The 19,494-nt window shown below is 65.7% G+C and carries 16 protein-coding genes; 8 read left to right on the plus strand and 8 right to left on the minus strand.

Features of this window, described 5'->3' with window-relative positions:
* Positions 1 to 14: 14 nt before the first annotated feature.
* Positions 15 to 1,565, minus strand: a complete 1,551-nt coding sequence (locus NDN01_RS01660; RefSeq protein WP_272625403.1) for an alpha/beta hydrolase — start codon at positions 1,563 to 1,565, stop codon at positions 15 to 17.
* 30 nt (positions 1,566 to 1,595) lie between these two features.
* Here NDN01_RS01660 and NDN01_RS01665 point away from each other — a divergent pair, with 30 nt between their 5' ends.
* The 5 genes from NDN01_RS01665 to NDN01_RS25935 all read left to right on the plus strand — a co-directional run bounded on the left by NDN01_RS01665 (position 1,596) and on the right by NDN01_RS25935 (position 7,728).
* Complete coding sequence (locus NDN01_RS01665) at positions 1,596 to 3,029, plus strand: LytR/AlgR family response regulator transcription factor (RefSeq protein WP_272625404.1); 1,434 nt, start codon at positions 1,596 to 1,598, stop codon at positions 3,027 to 3,029.
* A gap of 463 nt (positions 3,030 to 3,492) precedes the next feature.
* The gene (locus NDN01_RS01670) at positions 3,493 to 6,519 is read left to right on the plus strand and encodes an isoleucine--tRNA ligase (RefSeq protein ID WP_272625405.1); all 3,027 of its coding nucleotides are present in this window, start codon (positions 3,493 to 3,495) and stop codon (positions 6,517 to 6,519) included.
* On the plus strand, positions 6,516 to 7,034 hold the full coding sequence (lspA, locus tag NDN01_RS01675) for a signal peptidase II (protein WP_272625406.1): 519 nt from the start codon (positions 6,516 to 6,518) through the stop codon (positions 7,032 to 7,034). The genes NDN01_RS01670 and lspA overlap by 4 nt, the downstream gene beginning before the upstream one ends.
* Positions 7,027 to 7,443 carry a DUF3035 domain-containing protein gene (locus NDN01_RS01680; protein WP_272625407.1) on the plus strand — a complete coding sequence of 139 codons (417 nt, stop codon included), beginning with the start codon at positions 7,027 to 7,029 and terminating at the stop codon, positions 7,441 to 7,443. The genes lspA and NDN01_RS01680 overlap by 8 nt, the downstream gene beginning before the upstream one ends.
* A gap of 45 nt (positions 7,444 to 7,488) precedes the next feature.
* Complete coding sequence (locus NDN01_RS25935) at positions 7,489 to 7,728, plus strand: DUF559 domain-containing protein (RefSeq protein ID WP_443025186.1); 240 nt, start codon at positions 7,489 to 7,491, stop codon at positions 7,726 to 7,728.
* Between the two features lie 305 nt (positions 7,729 to 8,033).
* Here NDN01_RS25935 and NDN01_RS01685 read toward each other — a convergent pair whose 3' ends face one another.
* From NDN01_RS01685 to sseA, 4 genes are all read right to left on the minus strand, one after another.
* Complete coding sequence (locus NDN01_RS01685) at positions 8,034 to 8,798, minus strand: TorF family putative porin (protein WP_272625408.1); 765 nt, start codon at positions 8,796 to 8,798, stop codon at positions 8,034 to 8,036.
* 203 nt (positions 8,799 to 9,001) lie between these two features.
* Complete coding sequence (locus tag NDN01_RS01690; protein ID WP_443025275.1) at positions 9,002 to 10,231, minus strand: mechanosensitive ion channel family protein; 1,230 nt, start codon at positions 10,229 to 10,231, stop codon at positions 9,002 to 9,004.
* Between the two features lie 53 nt (positions 10,232 to 10,284).
* The gene (gene metC / locus NDN01_RS01695; RefSeq protein WP_272625410.1) at positions 10,285 to 11,520 is read right to left on the minus strand and encodes a cystathionine beta-lyase; all 1,236 of its coding nucleotides are present in this window, start codon (positions 11,518 to 11,520) and stop codon (positions 10,285 to 10,287) included.
* Entirely contained in the window at positions 11,475 to 12,314 is an 840-nt protein-coding gene (gene sseA / locus NDN01_RS01700; protein ID WP_272625411.1) for a 3-mercaptopyruvate sulfurtransferase, read from the minus strand. The genes metC and sseA overlap by 46 nt, the downstream gene beginning before the upstream one ends.
* A gap of 130 nt (positions 12,315 to 12,444) precedes the next feature.
* Here sseA and queF point away from each other — a divergent pair, with 130 nt between their 5' ends.
* The 3 genes from queF (at position 12,445) to NDN01_RS01715 (ending at position 16,630) form a co-directional block, all read left to right on the plus strand.
* Positions 12,445 to 12,891, plus strand: coding sequence for a preQ(1) synthase (queF, locus tag NDN01_RS01705; protein ID WP_272625412.1), 447 nt, complete (start codon positions 12,445 to 12,447; stop codon positions 12,889 to 12,891).
* Between the two features lie 144 nt (positions 12,892 to 13,035).
* Positions 13,036 to 15,306, plus strand: a complete 2,271-nt coding sequence (locus NDN01_RS01710) for a glycosyltransferase family 4 protein (protein WP_272625413.1) — start codon at positions 13,036 to 13,038, stop codon at positions 15,304 to 15,306.
* A 46-nt stretch (positions 15,307 to 15,352) separates the two neighbouring features.
* Positions 15,353 to 16,630 carry a glycoside hydrolase family 130 protein gene (locus NDN01_RS01715; RefSeq protein ID WP_272625414.1) on the plus strand — a complete coding sequence of 426 codons (1,278 nt, stop codon included), beginning with the start codon at positions 15,353 to 15,355 and terminating at the stop codon, positions 16,628 to 16,630.
* Between the two features lie 38 nt (positions 16,631 to 16,668).
* On the opposite strand, the gene NDN01_RS01720 is transcribed toward NDN01_RS01715, so the two are convergent.
* From NDN01_RS01720 to NDN01_RS01730, 3 genes are all read right to left on the minus strand, one after another.
* Positions 16,669 to 16,950 carry a hypothetical protein gene (locus tag NDN01_RS01720; protein WP_272625415.1) on the minus strand — a complete coding sequence of 94 codons (282 nt, stop codon included), beginning with the start codon at positions 16,948 to 16,950 and terminating at the stop codon, positions 16,669 to 16,671.
* A gap of 101 nt (positions 16,951 to 17,051) precedes the next feature.
* Complete coding sequence (locus tag NDN01_RS01725) at positions 17,052 to 19,001, minus strand: OPT family oligopeptide transporter (protein ID WP_272625416.1); 1,950 nt, start codon at positions 18,999 to 19,001, stop codon at positions 17,052 to 17,054.
* Between the two features lie 71 nt (positions 19,002 to 19,072).
* Complete coding sequence (locus NDN01_RS01730) at positions 19,073 to 19,489, minus strand: hypothetical protein (RefSeq protein WP_272625417.1); 417 nt, start codon at positions 19,487 to 19,489, stop codon at positions 19,073 to 19,075.
* Positions 19,490 to 19,494: the final 5 nt, after the last annotated feature.

Genomic DNA, 19,494 nt, shown 5'->3' on the forward strand with positions numbered 1-19,494 from the left:
AGAGGGGCGGGCGATCACGCCAGCTTGAAGGTCGGCGGCGGCAGGGTCAGCCGGGTATCGGCCACGGCCTCGCCGCTGAAGAAGCGCACCAGCAGCGGCTGTACCTCGGGATGGGCCTCGAACACATTGTGGCCGGCGTTCTCGACGATCACCCGCGACTTGCGCCGGAACTGGGCCGCCACCTCGTCCTGTTCGGCCAGCGGCGTGCGGCCATCGAGCGAACCGGCGATCAGCAGGGCGGGGTGGTCGATGCGGAACGGCGCCCGGAAGTTTTCTCCCAGGTCGACGCCCGGAATGGCGCCGAGCAGTTGTGGCATCGGGAAGTTCAGCGTCTCGCCCAGCACGGCGGTCCGCCCCTCGCGCCGCACCTGCGCCAGCCGGCGCGGCGAGATTCCGGATGCCAGGTCCATTGCCTCGGGCATGCCCCTCAGGCCCAGCAGGCCGGCCACGTCGCCCATGAACGGGGTCAGCGCGGCGGTCCGGCCGGCGTCCAGCGCGAGGTACAGGGCCGGTAGCATGGCCAGGGTGCGGGGATTGGCGATCAGCCCGCTCGCCAGCATCTGGACGCCGAAGCCGCCCATCCTGATCTCGACCGGCGCGCCGTTCAGCTTGACCGGCGTCAGGGCCGGCTGTGCTTCCAGCTTGGTGTGAACGCGGCGCATCAGGGCCGGCAGGTCGGGGATCGCCGCGCGGACGGCGGGGTCGGCATCAAGCAGGGCGTCCACCTGGCGCAGATAGGCGTCGATCCGCGCCGGCCGCTTCACTGTCTGGTCCTGCCCCTCGAGGCTGGACAGGGCCACGCGGTTCACCCTGCCACCGTGCCGCTTGAGGATGCTGAGCGCCAGGTGAGAGCCGTAGCTGGTGCCCCAGAGGTCGACCTTTTCCGCGCCCAGATGGCGTCGCAGGTCGTCGATGTCGTCGGCGTTCTGTTCGGTGTTGTAGCCGGCCATGGCCACGCCGGCCCTGGTCCAGTCGGCCCAGGCGCTCTGGAGTTCCGAGCGGAAATAGGACGTCAGCCCTCCTTGCGTGAACTCCGGCAGCGGGCGCGTCGAGACCGGGCGCTCCGGGATGGTGCTGGACAGGCCGGTGCCCCGCTGGTCGAAAGCGATGACGTCGGCCACCGCGCGCAGGGCCATGAAGATCGGAAAGCGCGGTCCGGTCGCCGCGCCCGTGGCCTCGCCGCCCGGCCCTCCGGCCAGATAGATGATCGGCGGCCCCGGCCTGGCTGCCGTCGACCGGAACCTGACATAGCCAAGGCGGATTTTCCGTGAGCGGGGATCGCGACGGTCCTCCGGAACTTCGAAATAGCCGCGCTCCGCGTCGGTCTCCTCGCCGCGCCAGCCCTTGAAGCGGAAGGGGCCAGCGTCCGACGAAGGTGCCGGCTGGGGCGCCGCCTGGGCGGAGGCCCGGGCGAGCGCCAGGGCGGGGAGGGCGAGGGCGGCGGCAGCGAGCACGGCGCGGCGATTGAGCGATATGTTGGTCATGCCCCTGGCTGAGCCGTTCGCGCCGCCGTCCGCCAGCCTGCTTCGGTCAATGGCGGCGGTCATCGGCGAATGGCGGTGCATCTCGGCGAGCGGCGGCCTAGAGGGGCGCGCATGTGGCGAATCCTGTTCCTCTCCGTTTTCCTGATGATCCCCGTGACCGCGGCCCGAGCCCAGGACCTGTCATGGCAAGCCTGTCATGGCGCGGTCGGTCCGGCCGGCCCGGTGCTGAGCGACTGCCGCCCGATCCGAGATGTCGTTGACCCTCAAGGCCGCGAGCTCTGGATTCGGTCTGTCGTCGGCACCCCGGCCGACACCCTGCCGCGTATCCTCTATGTGGCCGGCGTCGCCTCGTCCGAGGCGTGGTTCAATGGCCGGCGCCTGGGTGTCAATGGCCGTCCCGGCGCCACCGCGCAGGCCGAGGTTCCGGGACGCTACCAGGCGATCTTTCCGATCCCCGAGGCAGCCTGGCGGCCCAACGGAAACACGCTGGTGCTTCACCTGTCGTCCTTCCATGGAGGCCTGCGTTTCGCTCGCCCGATGAGCGCCATCGCCGTCGGCCCCTATCCCTTTCCGCCACGCATCGTGCCGCTGGCCGTCACCTTCGTGGCGGCCGGCGCCCTGCTGGCTGCTGCGTTCGGCTTCGCTGTCATCCACGCCATGCGCCGCACCGGGTCCAGCCTGATCCTCGCCGCCATGGCCGGGGTCGCGGCCCTGCAGGCCGTCGTCGAAAGCTTGCGGGCGCTGTTGGACTATTCCTATCCCCTGCACGCCTGGCGGATGAGCATCATCTGGGTGCTGGCGGCGGCCTTCGCGATCCTGCTGGTAAGCTATGTCGCCAGCCGGTTCCTGCCCGGGAAGCGCCGCCTGATGATCGGCCTGGCCCTGGGGGCGGTCGGCGCCACGGCGCTGCTTCCGGGCTTCGACATGAAGACGGTCGGGGCGCTGATCCTGGGGGTGGCGCTTGCCGCCTTACCGGCGGCGACGGGCGTGCATCGGCGCGTCCCCGGCGCGCGGCCGACCCTTGGCTATCTGGTGTTGTTCCTCGTGCTTGCCCTCGGGTTCCCCGAATGGCTGGCCGACCTTTCCTATTTCCTGCTCGCCGCCGGCCTCGTGCTGCCGCTGCTGATGGTCGAGGTCGTGCGGCTCGGCCGCGAGGACCGCGGGCGGGAGGCTGCCCTGACCCGCGCCGCCAGCCGCCCCGACCGCCTCACCGTCGCCTCGGCGCGGGGCGTGGAGCTGGTGCCGGTCGCCGAGATCCTCGCGGTGGTCGGGGCTGACGATTATGTCGAGCTGCGGCTGGTCGGCGGCCGCAGCCTGCTGCACGCGGCACGCCTCGACGGCCTGGCGACTGAGTTGCCCGCGAGCTTCCTGCGCGTCCACCGGTCGGTGATCGCCAACCTGGCACGGGCGCAGCGGCTGGAACGCGACGGGGACCGTTGGCGGCTGCACCTGAGCGAGGGGGCGCCGCTGCCCGTCAGCCGCTCCCGCCAGCCCGCCCTGCGCGAGGCTCTTGATGTAGCTCCTCCCGTGGCGGTGCCGGCGTAGCGGCGGGGGTTGCCTCGACCTCCGCCGCCGGGCTGAGGCGATGAGCATCGCGCGGGCCCGATTCACACAAGACCTCCCGTCCGTTAGGGCCATTCGGCATCAAGCTGAGGTTCAAGTACAGCGTGAAGAAAATCCGACACCCCTCGCGAAATTATTACTTGCCCTGCGCAATGACGCTCTCGCGGGTGCGCGTCTGTGGTGAGATGATCGTTCGATGGTTGAAGTCTGGAGAGTCGGATGGGCACGAAAAGATTCTGCAAGGCGCAAATGAAGGCCGATTTCGGCCTCTCTCGCTGATGGGTCGCGAAATTCGACCGGAACTTGGAATGCTGTGCTCCGCCTTCTTGCGGAAACCTGCACCACACCTCCGCGATACTTTAGATCCAACGCCGTATCATGGTGCCGACTCGATGCGGTGCGGGTCTTTCAACCCATGACCCTCTCGTCTAAAGCCCGCTGACTCATGACCGACGCATCCGACACGCAGCGCGACTGGCGCGACACCGTCTTCCTCCCGAAGACCGATTTCCCCATGAAGGCAGGCCTCGCCCAGAAGGAGCCCGCCATTCTGGAGCGCTGGGCGAAGCTCGGCCTGTATGATCGCCTGCGCGAGCAGCGCAAGGGACGCGAGCGCTTCATCCTGCATGATGGGCCGCCCTACGCCAATGGCGACATCCATATGGGCCATGCGATGAACAAGGTGCTGAAGGACATCATCGTCCGCGGCCAGTCGCTGCTCGGCAAGGATGCGCCCTATGTGCCCGGCTGGGATTGCCACGGCCTGCCGATCGAGTGGAAGGTCGAGGAAGCCTATCGCGCGAAGAAGCTCGACAAGGATCAGGTCCCGGTCGCCCAGTTCCGCGCCGAATGCCGCGCCTATGCCGATAAATGGGTCGCGGTGCAGCGAGTCCAGTTCGAGCGGCTCGGCGTGATGGGGGACTGGGAAGACCCGTACCTCACCATGAAGTTCGACGCCGAGGCGGCGATCGTCAACGAACTGCTCAAGTTCGCCGAGAGCGGCCAGCTCTATCGCGGCGCGAAGCCGGTGATGTGGTCGCCCGTCGAGAAGACCGCGCTGGCCGAGGCCGAGGTGGAATATGAGGATGTGGTGTCGACCCAGATCGACGTCGCGTTCGAGATCACCGAAGCGCCGCACGCGCCGGAACTGGTCGGCGCTCATGCGGTGATCTGGACGACCACGCCATGGACGATCCCGGTGAATCAGGCGCTGAGCTATGGGCCGGAGATCGAATACTGGCTCGTCGTTGCGGACGTCTATAACGAGGGCGATGCCAGCGCCGACTTCGCCATCCCCCTTTGGGCTGGACGGCGCTTCCTGATCGCTCGCGAGTTGCTGCCTCAATTCCAGCGTCGCCTGCAGGCCGACGTCAGCCGTATGCCAAACGCTGCCGGCCGTCGCGCGGCTGTCGAACTTGCTGCCATGAACCCGGCGGATTCGGTGCATGGTATTGAGGTCGCCGACGCCAAGACGGTTCGCGGTGATTTCTTGCCGCGCGAATTTGGAAGCGATCGAAAGACGACCGTCTTCCAGGGCACGCAGCTCGCTGAAGCCACGGCCCGCCACCCGATGCACCATCTTGGCGGTTTCTTCGCGAAGCCCCGGCCATTCCTGCCCGGCGACTTCGTCACCACTGACGCCGGTACCGGTCTCGTCCATATGGCGCCGGATCATGGCGAGGACGATTTCCTCCTCTGCAAGGCGCACGGCATCGATCCGGTCTTCGCGGTCGATGGCGCGGGCATGTACCGCCCCGACTGGCTGTGGCTGGGCGGGCAGGGCAGCGTCATCAACAAGAAGTTCGTCGCGTCGGACGGGCCGATCTGCACGGACCTGCGCGAGGCGGGCGCGTTGCTCGCCGCGTCGGACGATTTCGCGCACAGCTATCCGCATAGCTGGCGGTCGAAGGCCAAGGTGATCTTCCGCGCGACGCCGCAATGGTTCATCCCGATGGACGAGATCAGGCAGGATCTCGCCGTCGCAGAGCCGGTCGACCTTGGCGCCGATGTCGGTTTCGCGCCGATGCTCGGGCATGGCGTCGGCAATGCGCCGACCCTGCGCGAGATCGCGCTCGATGCGATCGAGCGGACCCGCTGGGTGCCCGCGCGCAGCCAGAACCGCATCCGCTCGATGGTCGAGCAGCGCCCCGACTGGGTGATCAGCCGCCAGCGCGCCTGGGGCGTGCCGATCGCGCTCTATGTCAGCCGCGCGACCGGCGACTATCTCAACGATCCGGCGGTCAATGCGCGCATCGTGGAGGCGTTCAAGGCGGGTGGCGCCGATGCGTGGTTCTCGGCCGACCATCAGGCCCTGCTTGGCGAGAAATACCGCGCCGGGGATTATGAGGTCATCACCGACATCCTCGACGTGTGGTTCGATTCCGGCTCGACCCATGCGTTCGTGATCGAGCAGCGCTATGGCGAGGGCGTTCGCGCCAATCTCTATCTCGAAGGGTCCGACCAGCATCGCGGCTGGTTCCAGTCGTCGCTGCTCGAAAGCGCCGGCACGCGCGGCCGTACGCCCTATGATGCCGTGCTCACTCACGGCTTCGCCCTGGACGGGCAGGGCAAGAAGATGTCGAAGAGCCTCAAGAATGTCGTCGATCCGCTCAAGATCATTGATGAATCGGGGGCCGACATCCTGCGCATGTGGGTGGCGCAGACCGATTATTTCGAGGACGTGCGCATCGGCAAGGAAGTGCTGTCGACGACGTCGGACGCGTATCGCAAGCTGCGCAACTCCTTCCGCTACCTGCTCGGCGCGCTCGACGGGTTCAGCGATGCCGAGAAGGTCGATACGCGGCACATGCCGGAGCTTGAGCTTTATGTGCTCCACCTGCTCGGCCGCCTCGATGTCGAGTTGAAGGCGGCGGCGGAGAATTACGAGTTCAACCGTTATCTCCGCCTGCTCACGGACTTCGCGCAGGAAGACCTGTCGGCCTTCTTCTTCGATATCCGCAAGGACTGCCTCTATTGCGACGCGGCTGACGATCCCAAGCGCCGCGCCTATCGCACCGTGCTCGACATCCTGTTCCACGCGCTGGTGCGCTATGCCGCGCCGATCCTCTGCTTCACCGCGGAAGAGGTGTGGCAGGCGCGCTTCCCCGACGACACGGGCTCGGTCCATTTCCTCGAATGGCCCGTGCTGCCCGCGCTGCCGGGTGACGATGCCGTCGCGACCGTCTGGGCCGATGTGCGGACGCTGCGCGAGCAGGTGACCGAGGCGATCGAGCCGCTGCGGCGCGAGAAGATCGTGCGCTCCAGCCTCGAGGCGGAGGTGACCGTGCCGAAATCGCCCCTGTCGAACGAGGCGCTGGCCGAACTGTTCATCGTGGCGAAGGTGACGACCGGCGATAGCGTGTCGGTCACCCGTACCGCGTTCCACAAATGCGGCCGTTGCTGGCGCCATCTGCCCGATGTCGCGGAAGATGGCGCGCTGGACGATCGTTGCGCAAAGGTCGTCTCGGAATGAAGAAGCTTCCCGTCCTCGGCCTCGCCACCGGCGCTGCCCTGTTCGTCGTCGACCAGGCGACCAAATATGGCATTACCGACGTGCTTGGCCTGAACGAATCCAGCCTGGGGCGGGAGATCACGTCGTTCTTCACCCTGCGCTTCGTCGCCAATCGCGGCGTGTCGCTCGGCCTGCTTCATGCCGATACCGAGGCGATGCGCTGGGGCCTGGTCGCGCTGACCGCGGCGATCGCCGTCGGCGTGCTGGTGTGGATGCTGCGCGAGCCGAACCGGCAGGACCAAGTCGCGCTCGGCTTCGTGCTGGGCGGGGCGATCGGCAATATCCTGGATCGGGTGCGCTACGGCTATGTCGTGGACTTCGCCGATTTCCACATCGGGGCGTGGCGGCCCTTTTTGGTCTTCAATGTCGCCGACGCGGCGATTACGATAGGGGTGCTCATCCTGCTTGTGCGGGCGCTCCTGGTGCGCGACAAGCCACGGGCAGGGCGAGATCCAGTGGAGAATATGAATGCGTAAGTTGGTGTCGATCGCAACCGGGCTCGGCCTGGCCGTCCTGCTCGCCGGTTGCGGCCATAGCGGCATGGACCGTGCCCGCCCCGACGAGTTCGCCGTCGCGCGTCAGGCGCCGCTGGTGATCCCGCCCGATTTCTCGCTGCGCCCGCCCCAGCCCGGTGCCGCGCGCGCCAATGACGTGAGCCCGAATGCCCAGGCGCTCGACGCGCTGTTCGGCGGCAAGTCGGCACGCAGCGCCTCGGAGAGCGCGACGATCGACGCCGCGGGTTCCGAGAGCGCCGATCCGGGCATCCGCTCGGCCGTGGGCGACCCCGGCACCGCCGTGGTCGACAAGGGCTCTACCACGCGTGACATCGTCGCCGCCCCCGAAGGCGACGGCCAGGACGCCCGCACCGCCACGCCCAATCCCTGACCTGCCACTCTCCCCTCCCGGAAGCGGGAGGGGGCGAGAGGCTTGTTGGACACGCCTGAAGCAGACCGGCGCTTCTGGCCCGCGAACTGCGCGCAACGCGACGGATGCCGTGCGCTCATCTGTGACGTCGTATCCCGATCGGCAAAGCTGATCGTCGAAGTCGATAGCGGCCAGCATGATTCAAATGCTTTGGCCGATGAGGCAGGAATCAGGCACTTCGAAGCGCAGGGCTTCCAAGGTATCGCTTCTGGAACAATTGGGTTCCGGGGCAGGCCGAGGGTGTAATGGGAAAAACCGGGCGGGCTCTTTCGGACAGGTCCTATCCTTGCCCTCCCGACGCTCTTCGCCGTCATCCCGTTGTCATCTGTGCTGATGCGGGCTGCACGAGGGCACCCCGTTCGACACCAAATTTACGGCGTTACGATTGCCTGAAGCATCAGCGCAGAACCAGAGCCATCACCGTTCGTCCCGAGTGCCGTCGAGCCTGTCGAGATGGCGTATCGAGGGACAGGCATCTCGCACGTCACCTGTGCGTCGATACGTGCCCTCGATACGGCTGCCCGGTCGCTACTCGACACGAACGGCTATGGTCAGAAGCTGACGCCGATCGAGCCGACCACGCCGGCCTTGCTGGCGTTCTTGCCGGTCGGGGTGATGAAGTCGCCGTCAGTGTCGACATATTGCACGCCGAAGGTCAGCGCTTTGTAGGTCACCGTCGCGCCGAGGCCCCAGTCGGTATATTCCTTGCCGATCGACAGCCAGCTCGGGCCGAAGGTGTGGCCGAGATGGCCGGTCAGGCCGATCGGCGTGCCGGGGATCGCGGCCGACAGGTCGCCGGCGAGATAGAGATTGTCCTGCTTAGGGCCGATCTGGTCGAGCGACAGGGCCTTTTGCTTCGGCGCATAGTTCGCCGTCGCCTTGGCCGTGACCGGGCCGAAAGTGTGTGCGACCGAGACATAGGGCTCGATGAAGTCGGACGAGACGACGCTGCCGGGCAGTTTCGTCTTCGGATAGACGTAATAGAGCGCGCCGATATCGAAGGTCGTGCCGTTCCAGGTCTTCTTGAACCCGGCGATCAGATCGAGTTCCTGCGCGCTGTTGCCCGCCGCGGTCACATAGCCGCTGACCGAGGAACCCCATGCCGAAACATAGAAGCCCGATTCGTGGCTGACCGTGATGCCGCCCTGAACGGCGATGTTCTTGTCCGTCTGCGAGATGCCGCGGAAGCGGTAGTCGGTCACGACGGTGGCGCTGCCGTTGATGGTGATCGGCGGCGGCGGCGCGGTTTCGTCCGCAAAAGCCGGCGTGGCGGAGACGAGCGTCAGCACGCTGAGGCTGATCATGGAAAAGCGCATGGGTGTCCCTTTCAATATGTAAACCGGGCCCCAGCCTGCGTGCCGATGGACAAGGCATCTGTGATGGGCCGTGCAACGACCCCGTGCCAATGTTTCCGTTCGGTAAGGAAAGATTGCCGAAACGCGCTGCAGCGCACAACACAATTCTCTGACACGCCCGCTGGTTTGCGGAGCATGTTGCACCTGCGCAACAGTGGCTGGTTTCAGGGCAACGGAGGTGCGGGGGGCTCGTCGCGGCTGATATGGATCTGGCGCTGAGGATAGGGGATCTGGATCCCATGCTCCTTGAACAGCCACCAGAGCCGGTTGAGCACGTCCGACCGGACATTGCCGACTCCGCTTTCCGGGTCGCTGATCCAGGCGAGGATTTCATGCTCGACGCCGCTGCCGCCGAAGGCGGTCAGCCATACGTTCGATCTGGGGCTGTTGAGCACGCGCGGGCTTTCGGTCGCCGCGCGCAGCATCAGTTCCTGGGCGAGCTTCAGGTCACAGCCATAGCCAATCGTCACCGGAATCCGCACCCGCACGTTGCGATCGGTATAGGACCAGTTCTCGACCTCGTTGGTCATGAGGTTCTCGTTGGGGATCAGATGCTCCTTGCCGTCGCGGGTCAGCACGGAGACGGCGCGGATGCCGATCCGGTTCACCCAGCCGAAGCTTTCCCCGACGACGATCACGTCGCCCGGCTTGATCGACCGGTCCATCAGCAGGATGATCCCGGCGATCAGGTTGCCGATCGTCTTCTGCAAGCCGAAGCCGACCGCAAGGCCGAACGCGCCGGAGAAGACGGCGAAGGCGGTGAGATCGATATCGAGCAGGTCGATCCCGACGAAGAAGGCGAGGGTGACGACCGCGATGGCGGAAAGCTTCTGCGCCAGCAGCTTCTGGGTGGCGTCCATCCCGCGCGCGCCGGTAATCCAGTGGCCCGTGGCACGATTGACCAGCCGTACCGCCGCGAACAGCGCGGTCGCCGTGACGAGGATGATGATCAGCGCGAGCAGCGAGAAACGACGCTTGCCGATGTCGAAGCCGATGCGGTCGAGCGTGTCGGTGATCGGCTCAAGCCCGCCCACTGCGTGGCTGAAGATCGCGACGAACAGGATTGCGGCGACCGTCCACGCCATCCAGCGTGGAATGCCCAGCCCGCGGAGGATCGAGACGCTGGTGAGGCTGACCGCCGCCCCGAGCGCCAGGCCGATCGGTATCCCGGCCAGCGGCGGCCAGGGCACGGCATTGAGGAGGATGGCGAGCAGCAGGACGGCGGTACCATGGCGGATGATACGATGCAGCCTGCCCCCGACACCCTCGGCATGGGCGCCGAGGCGTTGTTTCCATTCGCGTTCGGCAGTGGGGCCGAGGAACCGGCCCGCGACTACGCCGCATGCGAGTGCTAGAAGTACCAAGCCGCCGGCGATGGCCGCCTCGACCAGCATGGTTTGCGAAATGGTCGCCAGCCCCTGTGCTTGCAGCCAGGCGGCGACCGGCTTCACGCGAGCGTTGCCCTGAAGCGTTCAAGCCCGGCCGCGAGATCGCGGATCAAATCGTCCGGGTCCTCGATGCCGATCTGCAATCGCACCAGCAGCCCGTCGTCGTGCCGTTTCGTGGCGGTGCGATAGCGTGCGGGATCGACCGGCAGCGCCAGGCTCTCGAAGCCGCCCCAGCTATAGCCGATGCCGAAATGCTCGAGTCCGTCGATCAGCGCAGCGCGCGCCTCTTCGGTCGCGTCCTTCAGGGTGAAAGAGAACAGGCCGGACGATCCCTTGAAATCACGCAGGAAAGTCTCGTGGCCGGGGCAGTCCGGCAAGGCGGGGTGGAACACGGCCGAAACCTCGGGCTGGTCCTTCAGCCACCTGGCGATCGTCAGCGCGCTCGACTGGTGCTGGGCGAGTCGGATCGCCAGCGTTCGCAGGCCGCGCGATCCAAGCCAGCAATCGTCCGGGCTTGCGAACTGGCCGAGCTGGAAGCTCGTGTCGCGCAGCCGGGCGAAATGACCCGGCGCGGCGGTGACCGATCCGAGCATCACGTCCGAATGGCCGACGATATATTTGGTGCAGGCAAGGATGGTCAGGTCGACGCCGCGCTCGATCGCGGGGAAGAACAGGGGCGTCGCCCAGGTATTGTCGAGCAGCGTGATGACTCCGCGCGCCTTGGCGGCTGCGACGATTGCCGGGACATCCTGCACCTCGAAGGTCAGGCTGCCCGGACTTTCCATGAAGATGGCGCGCGTGGTGTCGCCGATCAGGTCGGCGATGCCTGCCCCGATCAGCGGATCGTAAAAGCGCGTAGCGATGCCCATCCGCTTGAGCAGCCCGGTCCCCATCGACCGGGTGGGATCATAGGCGGTGTCGGGCAGCAGCAGTTCGTCGCCCGGCGACAGCACCGACAGCAGAGCCGCCGCGATCGCCGCGACGCCGGAAGGGTAGAGGAATGTAGCTTCGGCCCCCGGCTCAAGCTCGGTCAGCGCGTCGGCCAGCGACCATTGAGTCGGCGTGCCGCGCCGGCCGTAGAACAGCCGGTGATGCGTATCGCGCCCGCCGGCCGCGCGCAGTTCGGCGACCGAATCATAGAGGATCGTCGAGGCCCGCCACACCGGCGGGTTGACGATCCCCTGAGTCCATTCGGCCCGTCGGCCCGCGGAGACGACGCGGGTCGCGTCGCCCTTGGGCTCCTTGTCGTTCACGCGGCCCCCGTCGCCTTTGGCGTCGAGCGGTCGGCGCCCCATTCGGACCAGCTTCCGTCATACAAAGCCGCTTCGTTGCCGAGGAGATGCGCCCCGAACGACAATACCGCTGCAGTGATGCCCGATCCGCAAGTGGTGACGAGCGGCTTGGCGAGATCGACGCCCGCTGCCTCGAACTCGGCCTTCAGCGCGTCGCCCTGTTTCCAGGTGCCGTCGGCGTTGAACAGTCTGCCCTGGGGCAGGTTCTTCGACCCGGGGATGTGGCCGGCATGGGTCGCGGGACGGGGATCGGGCTCTTCACCGGTGAAGCGCGCGGCGGAACGGGCGTCGAGCACCTGCTCCGCGCCACTGTCGACATTGGCCTTCATCTGGTCGAGCGTGCGCACGCCCTTGTCGTCGGCCCACACGGTGAAGTGGCGGTGGCGCAGCGATTCCTTGCCGCTCTTCGTCTCGCGACCTTCGGCCTGCCATTTGGCGAAGCCCCCGTCGAGGATGGCGACGTCATGCGCGCCGAAGGTGCGCAGCATCCACCAGGCGCGCGCCGCGGTATGATAGGGCGAGTTGTCGTAGAGCACGATGCGGCTGCCGTCGCCAAGACCAAGCGATTGCATGCGGCTCGCGAATTTCTCGGGCGAGGGCAGCATCGACGGCAGCGTGGTATTGGTGTCGGCCAGTTCGGCCAGATCCATGAACACCGCGCCCGGGATGTGCGCCGTCTCATATTCGGCGGCCGGATCGCGCTTGTCGCCAGCCAGCACATAGGTCGCATCGACGATGCGCAGATCGTTCGCGCCAAGCTCCCCTGCGAGCCATTCGGTCGTTACCAGCGAATCCATGTGCATGCTCCTTGTTTGTCGCTCTTTTCCCTAGCCACCGGCGATGGCGGCGTCGAGACGATCGCGGAACGATTGATGCGCGACATGGTGCCGCGTTTCAATTTGCCGCATCGCATCCTAAATACGCGCGATGACGATCAAACATCTCGGCCAGGCCAGCGCATTGCCCTCTTCTCCCGAAGAGGCGGTGCTTGACTATGTGCCCAATCCGCGCCCCGGCAGACCCTATCTGGTGCGTTTCACCGCGCCCGAATTCACCTCGCTCTGTCCCGTGACGGCGCAGCCCGATTTCGCGCATCTGGTGATCGACTATGCACCGGGCGGGACGATCGTGGAATCCAAGTCGCTGAAACTGTTCCTCGGCAGCTTCCGGAACCACCAGGCATTCCACGAGGATTGCACGGTCGGGATCGGCGAACGGCTGACCGCCGAGATGAACCCGGTGTGGCTTCGAATCGGCGGCTATTGGTATCCGCGGGGCGGCATCCCGATCGATGTCTTCTGGCAGTCCGGCCCGCCGCCAGAGGGTCTCTGGCTGCCCTCGCAGGACGTTCCAGGCTATCGTGGCAGGGGGTGAGCCGTTCATTTCGGCTTAATCTTGACCTAGATCAGCGCGAATCTCTTGTTGCGCCGCAGCATTACTGCAACCATATTGAAACTTGGCCGTTCGTGGGAGGCAATTTCGGGGCTCCCAGCCTCGTTTCACAAGAGGTTTCAATCGATGGTTCTTTCGGAAAAGGCAGTGACCCCGATCGATCACCTGGCATTGATCGGCAATTTCCTGCCCCGGAAATGCGGCCTTGCAACATATACTACCGACACGTTCACCGCGTTGAAGGGCCGATTCCCTGATCTGAAGATCGACGTCTATGCGATGGACGATCATCCTGGCCGTTACGAATACCCGCCCGAAGTGACCGCGAGCATCCCGGAACAGGACCGCCTCGCCTATATCGATGCCGCCCGCGCGATAGAACGCAGCGGGGCGCAAGCGCTCTGGCTCCAGCACGAATATGGCATTTACGGCGGGCCGGCGGGTGAACATATCCTCGCCCTGCTCGACCGGGTGTCGATTCCGGTCATCGTCACGCTCCACACCATCCTCGAAAAGCCGAGCGCTGACGAGCGCCGGGTGATGGAAGGCTTGCTTCGTCGCGCGGCCAAGGTGGTGGTCATGGCGGAGCGCGGCCTGGAAATTCTCGACCGGGTCTATGGCGCGAGCCCGAAGTCGATCGTGATGATCCCGCACGGCGTGCCGGATCGGGCGCTTGTCGATCCTGAAACGCTGAAGGCGCAGTTCGGCTGGCAGGGCCGCAAGACACTGCTGACCTTCGGCCTGCTCGCACCCAACAAGGGCATCGAGACGATGATCGATGCGCTGCCGGCGATCGCGGCAGAGCACCCCGATGTGCTGTACGCCGTACTCGGAGCGACTCACCCGAACCTCGTCGCGCACGAGGGCGAAGCGTATCGCGACCGGCTGAAGGCATTGGCGGAGCATCACGGTGTCGCGGCGCATGTCGAGTTTATCGACGCGTTCCTCGAGCATAACGAGTTGATCGACTATCTGCAGGCGGCGGACATCTATGTGACGCCGTACAACAACCCGGCGCAGATCACCTCCGGCACGCTGTCCTATGCGGTCGGCGTCGGCAAGGCGGTCGTTTCCACGCCCTATGTCCATGCGACCGAAATACTGGCGGACGGGCACGGCGTCCTGGTCGATTTCGGCGACAGCGCCGCCTTTGCGCGCGAGATCAACGCCCTGTTGGGCAGCGATCGCAACCGGATCAAATTGTCCGAGCGCGCTTATGCGCGTGGCCGGACGATGATCTGGCCACGCCTTGCCGAGCTGGCGATGCGGGAGATCGTCGAAATGGTGGCGACCAAGCCGCGCCGGATCGCGACGAAGGTGCGCCTGACGCCGCTTCAGCCGGATATCGCCGCGGTCGAGCGGATGAGCGATTCGACCGGCATGCTCCAGCATTCGATCTATTCGGTGCCGGATCGCCGCCATGGCTATTGCATCGACGACAATGTGCGCGCGCTGATGCTGATGACCGCGATCGACACGCTCGACGAGGGCGTGCGCGACAAGTGGATGACGGTCTATGCGTCGTTCATCCAATATGCGTGGAACCCGGACAAGCGCCGTTTCCGCAACTTCATGAACTTCGATCGCACCTGGTGCGAGGAATATGGTTCGGAGGATTCGAACGGCCGCACCATCTGGGCGCTTGGCGTCACGGCGCGCCGCTCTACCCTCGCCAAGCATCGCGACTGGGCGGTGCGCCTGTTCGACGAGACGGCGTCGCTTGCCTTCGACCTGGGCAGCCCGCGCGCGCAGGCGTTCGCCATGCTAGGCGCGGCGGCGATGCTCGGTGCGCATCCGGGGCACGAACTGGCGCGCAACATCCTCGAACGCTTCTCCAACGACCTGCTCGCGCTGGTCGAGGAGGCGAGGCGGCCCGAATGGGAATGGTTCGAGATCGTCCTCGCCTATGACAATGCGCGGTTGCCCGAGGCGCTGATCCGCGCAGGCATGATGCTGGGTCGTGACGACCTGCTGAAATGCGGCCTGTCGACGCTCGGCTGGATCGTGGCGCAGCAGACCTCGCCGGAAGGCCGGTTTCGCGCGATCGGTACGGAGAGCTTCGGCCGCGCTTATGAGGAGCCGTTGCCGTTCGACCAGCAGCCGCTCGAGGCACAGGCGACGATCGACGCCTGCTCCGCCGCGTTCAGGGCGACCGGCGATGCGCGCTGGGTCGAGGAAGCGCAGCGGGCCTATCGCTGGTATCTCGGCCAAAACGATCTCGATCTGCCGCTTGCCACCGCGCAGGATGGCGGCTGTTTCGACGGGCTGATGCCGACCGGTTTGAACCGCAATCAGGGCGCCGAGTCGATTCTGGCGCTGCAATTGGCGTCTTGCGCCATTTCGGGGCTTTCAAAGCGGGCCGAAAGCATGGCAGGACCGGATCGCGCCGTCGCGTAGCCTCGCTCGGGACGTCGCCATGACGTCATTGGTGCGAGGCCCTCACGTGATCGAACTGTTCCACCACGCGCTTCGGCTGCATGCCGATCCCTCTCGTGTGGTTGTGCGCCCCTTCCATCTGGCATGGGCCGGCAATGGCGGCAGCCGTACCGAGCGGCTGGTGAAGGAAGTGATGGAGCTCGATACCGCGGCGACACGGGCCGAGCTCGAACTGGTGCTCAAGGATTTCGAGGCGCGCCACTGGCAGACGCGGCGCGTATTCATGACCCGCTATGACGAGATCGAGGAGATGCTCGGGCTCGACGGTAGCGAGATCGGCGACGAGAAGCGCCAGCTGATCGGCGCCTATTTCTGCCACGAATACAGCTATGCCGCCGCCGCGCTGATGAACCCAAGCGCGGTGCCGCATTTCGACCAGACCGGCATGCCCGAAGGATCGCTGCGTATCCTGATGTCGCTGCGGGCGGTGGGCGAGGGGCATATCTCCTCGGTCGCGTTCCGCGAGGGGATCATCACCAGCCGGAACGAGCTGAAACTGGCGCCTGAGCCTCCCTTCGCCACCGCGACCGATGCGGTCGGGCAGGACGAGGAGGAACTGCCCGAGGGCGAGATCACCGTCTATCGCCATCGGGATTCGACTCTGTCGGGCACCGTGATCTTCCCGATCACCGCGGCGCAGTCAAAGGGGCTCGAGGACCTTCGCCTCGTCAAGTTCACTCATGACGACGGCTCGGCTGAATGGCTCGGCACCTATACCGCCTATAATGGCTCGGCGATCCAGTCAGAACTGCTGCGCACCCGTGATTTCCGCGCGTTCGATCTGGTGCCGATGACGGGCCCCGCCTCGCGCAACAAGGGCATGGCCCTGTTCCCGCGCAAGATTGGCGGCCAGTATATGATGATGGGGCGGCAGGACGGCGAGAACCTGTTCCTGCTCAAGTCCGACACCCTCACCCATTGGGAAGAGGGCGAGAAGCTGCTGACGCCGCATTATCCGTGGGAGCTGGTGCAGATCGGCAATTGCGGTCCGCCGATCGAACTGGACGAAGGGTGGCTGATGTTGACTCACGGCGTCGGCGCGATGCGGAAATATTCGATCGGCGCTGTCCTGCTCGACAAGGACGATCCGTCGAAGGTGCTTGGCCGAACGCGGGAACCAATCCTGGCGGCGGCGCATGAGGATCGCGAGGGCTATGTGCCCAATGTGGTCTATAGCTGCGGCGCGATCCGGCACGGCGACAAGCTGTTCGTGCCCTATGGCGTGGCGGACAGTTCGGTGGCGTTCGCCTTTATCGAGATCAAGGCGCTGCTCGCGGCGATGTAAAAGCCCCTTGTGGGGGGAGGGGCGTGCGAAGCGGTCCGTCAATCGACTGGACGCTCGATTTGCCTATGCAACTCAGACACGGACCGAAGCCTGCGCAGTCTGTATCTTCGAGCCTTCAGGCCTTCTAGAAGCATCATCACCGCACACAGCGCAAATGAGGCGACGACTGCTAGATTTACTGCAGAATAGGGCAGGCCGAAGCCGAACGGTACCAACGCGATCATTGCGCCGAAACCCACAAAGCCGAGCATCTCCTTCGTCCGATCCGGCACGTAAAACGGATTGGAGGATTCAGGAGACATTGGGTCATGCTCGTCCATGAAGCGAGGATGCGACAAAGACGCGCCGCCTGCAATAGATGCGAAGCGGGTGGCCCGAACCCTTGCGACACGATGCAGAACATCGCCGGGGGATTATAAAATCACCGCGCCATCGACCTGGTCCGGCTGTAGAGCAGCCAGATCAGCCCGGCGAATGCCACGGGTGCCGCGACGGTAGCGATCGTTTCGAAGCCGGTACCGACCAGCGCCAGCGGGGCATCCTTGCCCGACGCGCCGACGATCCCCGCGAACGCCACGCCGAACAGGCTCTCGCCGACGATCAGGCCGGTCGCCGCCAGCACGCCCATGCGCTCGGCAAAGGCCGGGTTGGCGCTGCGCCTTGCCCATTTGTCGTAGAAATGGCCGATGACCGCGCCGACCGGGATCAGCAGGGTCAGCGCCATCGGCAGGTAGATGCCCATGCCGACGCCCAGTGGCGGAAGGCGCATCTTGCCGGCGCGGCCGAGCGCCTCGTCGAGGGCGATCACCAGCACGCCGATCCCAGCGCCGACGCCGATCAGCCGCCAGTCGAGGTCGCCGCCCAGCACGCCCTTGGCAAGCGAGGAGATCAGCGCGGCCTGGGGCGCCGCAAGGGCGGTGTCCTTGGCATTGGGCGCCCCCTGGAAGGTGAAGGCGGTGTTGAGCAGGTCGAGCACCGACGGAATGACCAGCGAGCCGAAGATCACGCCCAGCACCAGTGCGAACTGTTGCTTCCATGGCGTCGCACCGACGAGCTGGCCGGTCTTCAGGTCCTGGAGATTGTCGTTGGAGATGGTCGCGACGGAGAAGACGATCGCGGTGGTGAACAGCGCATAGGCGATCAGCGCATTGGTGCGCGCGAGATCAGTGCTGTGGCCATAGATTGCGACGAGCAGCAACGAGGCGCCTAGCACCGCAAGAATGCCGACGCCCGAGACTGGGCTGTTCGACGCGCCGATCAGCCCGGCCATATAGCCGCACACCGCGGCGATCACGATGCCGATGACCAAGATATAGAGGATCGTGCCGGCGATCACCGCAAAGGCATGTTCGTGGACCGGTCCGCCCGCGGAGAAGCTCCACAGCAGCCAGGCCATGGGCGGCAGAGTCGCGAGGATCGACAGGCCGACGATGCCGATCGGCAGGTCACGCTCGGTCAGTTCCAGGATCGAACCGTCCTGGCGCGCGCGCGACGCGGCCATGGCCGAGCGGATGCCCCCGATGATCGGGCCGAGGATCTTGAGCAGAGTCCAGATCGCGGCGACGCCGATCGTGCCGGCGCCGATGAAGCGCGCCTTGAGGCGGAACGCGGTGCCTACGACGGCATCGACCTCTCCCGTCACACCGTGGGTAAGGTATGGCATCAGCCCGGCCCAGGAGATGAGCATCCCGAAAAGCATCGCCGCACCGACCGACAGGCCGACGAGATGGCCGACGCCGATCAACGCCATCGAAAAGCTGGTCGAGACTCCAGTGGCGCTACTGCCGATCCGGAAATTCTTCGCTGCTTCGCCCGCGACGAGCTTCATCGCGGCGAGCAGGGCGAAGCCGGCCGACACCACTGAACTGAGGATGATGACTCGGAGGCCCTTGGCGTTCTCTTCGTCGCCATCGGCGGCTGCGCCGACCTTGAGCACCTCGGCGGCGGCGACGCCCTCCGGATAGGGCAGGTCAGATCCCGTCACGAGCGCGCGGCGCAACGGCACCGAGAACATCACGCCCAATATGCCGCCGACCGCGCAGACCGCCACCGTCGTCCAATAGGGGAAGCCGGTCCACCAGCCGACCAGGATCAGGCCGGGCAGGACGAAGATGATCGCCGCCAGCGTGCCCGCGGCGCTCGCGATCGTCTGGACGATGTTGTTCTCAAGGATATTCGCATCCTTGAAGAAGCGCAGGATCGCCATGGAGATGACGGCCGCCGGGATCGAGGTGGCGAAGGTCAGCCCGACCTTGAGGCCGAGATAGACATTGGCGGCGGTGAACAGGACGGTAATGAGCCCGCCCAGGATGATGCCGCGAATGGTAAGCTCGGCGAGAGGGCGGGCTGCTTGGGTCGTTGATGCTTGCATCGGGCCATCTGGCATAACAGGGCGGGTCTGGGACAGTGGTTTCTGCCGAGACCAGTCTGGAAGCGGAGTCCTCAGCGCAGCCCGTACCGCTTCTCATACAGCCGGCCGCCTAGCCACACCGCCGGGAACGCGGTTATCGCCAGCGCGATCGGATACCATCGTGGGCCCAGATTCAGGTCCCAGCTCAGCAGCACGCCGGCGATTCCGCCCAGCGTGCCGATCACCGCCAGAATGGCCACATGCCGCATCCGCGCGCGCGGGGCGAGCCAGGCGGTGACGAAGCCGCCGCCAACCGAGAAGAGGCAGCGATAGGCGAGAGCGAGGAGATTGTGCCACGGATTCCACATCGCACCGCGTGGAATGACCCCCGTTGAATGCATGAGCTCGTCAGTGCCGGTATGCAGCATCACGATGAGGGAGAAGCCCACAAGCACAGCCGCGAGGCTGCGGATATAGAGCCACAGGGCAGCGGCTGGTCGATCGGTCATGTGGC

This window comes from Sphingomonas sp. QA11 (genome assembly GCF_028473665.1).
In the GTDB taxonomy this organism is placed as follows: Bacteria; Pseudomonadota; Alphaproteobacteria; order Sphingomonadales; family Sphingomonadaceae; genus Sphingomonas; species Sphingomonas phytovorans.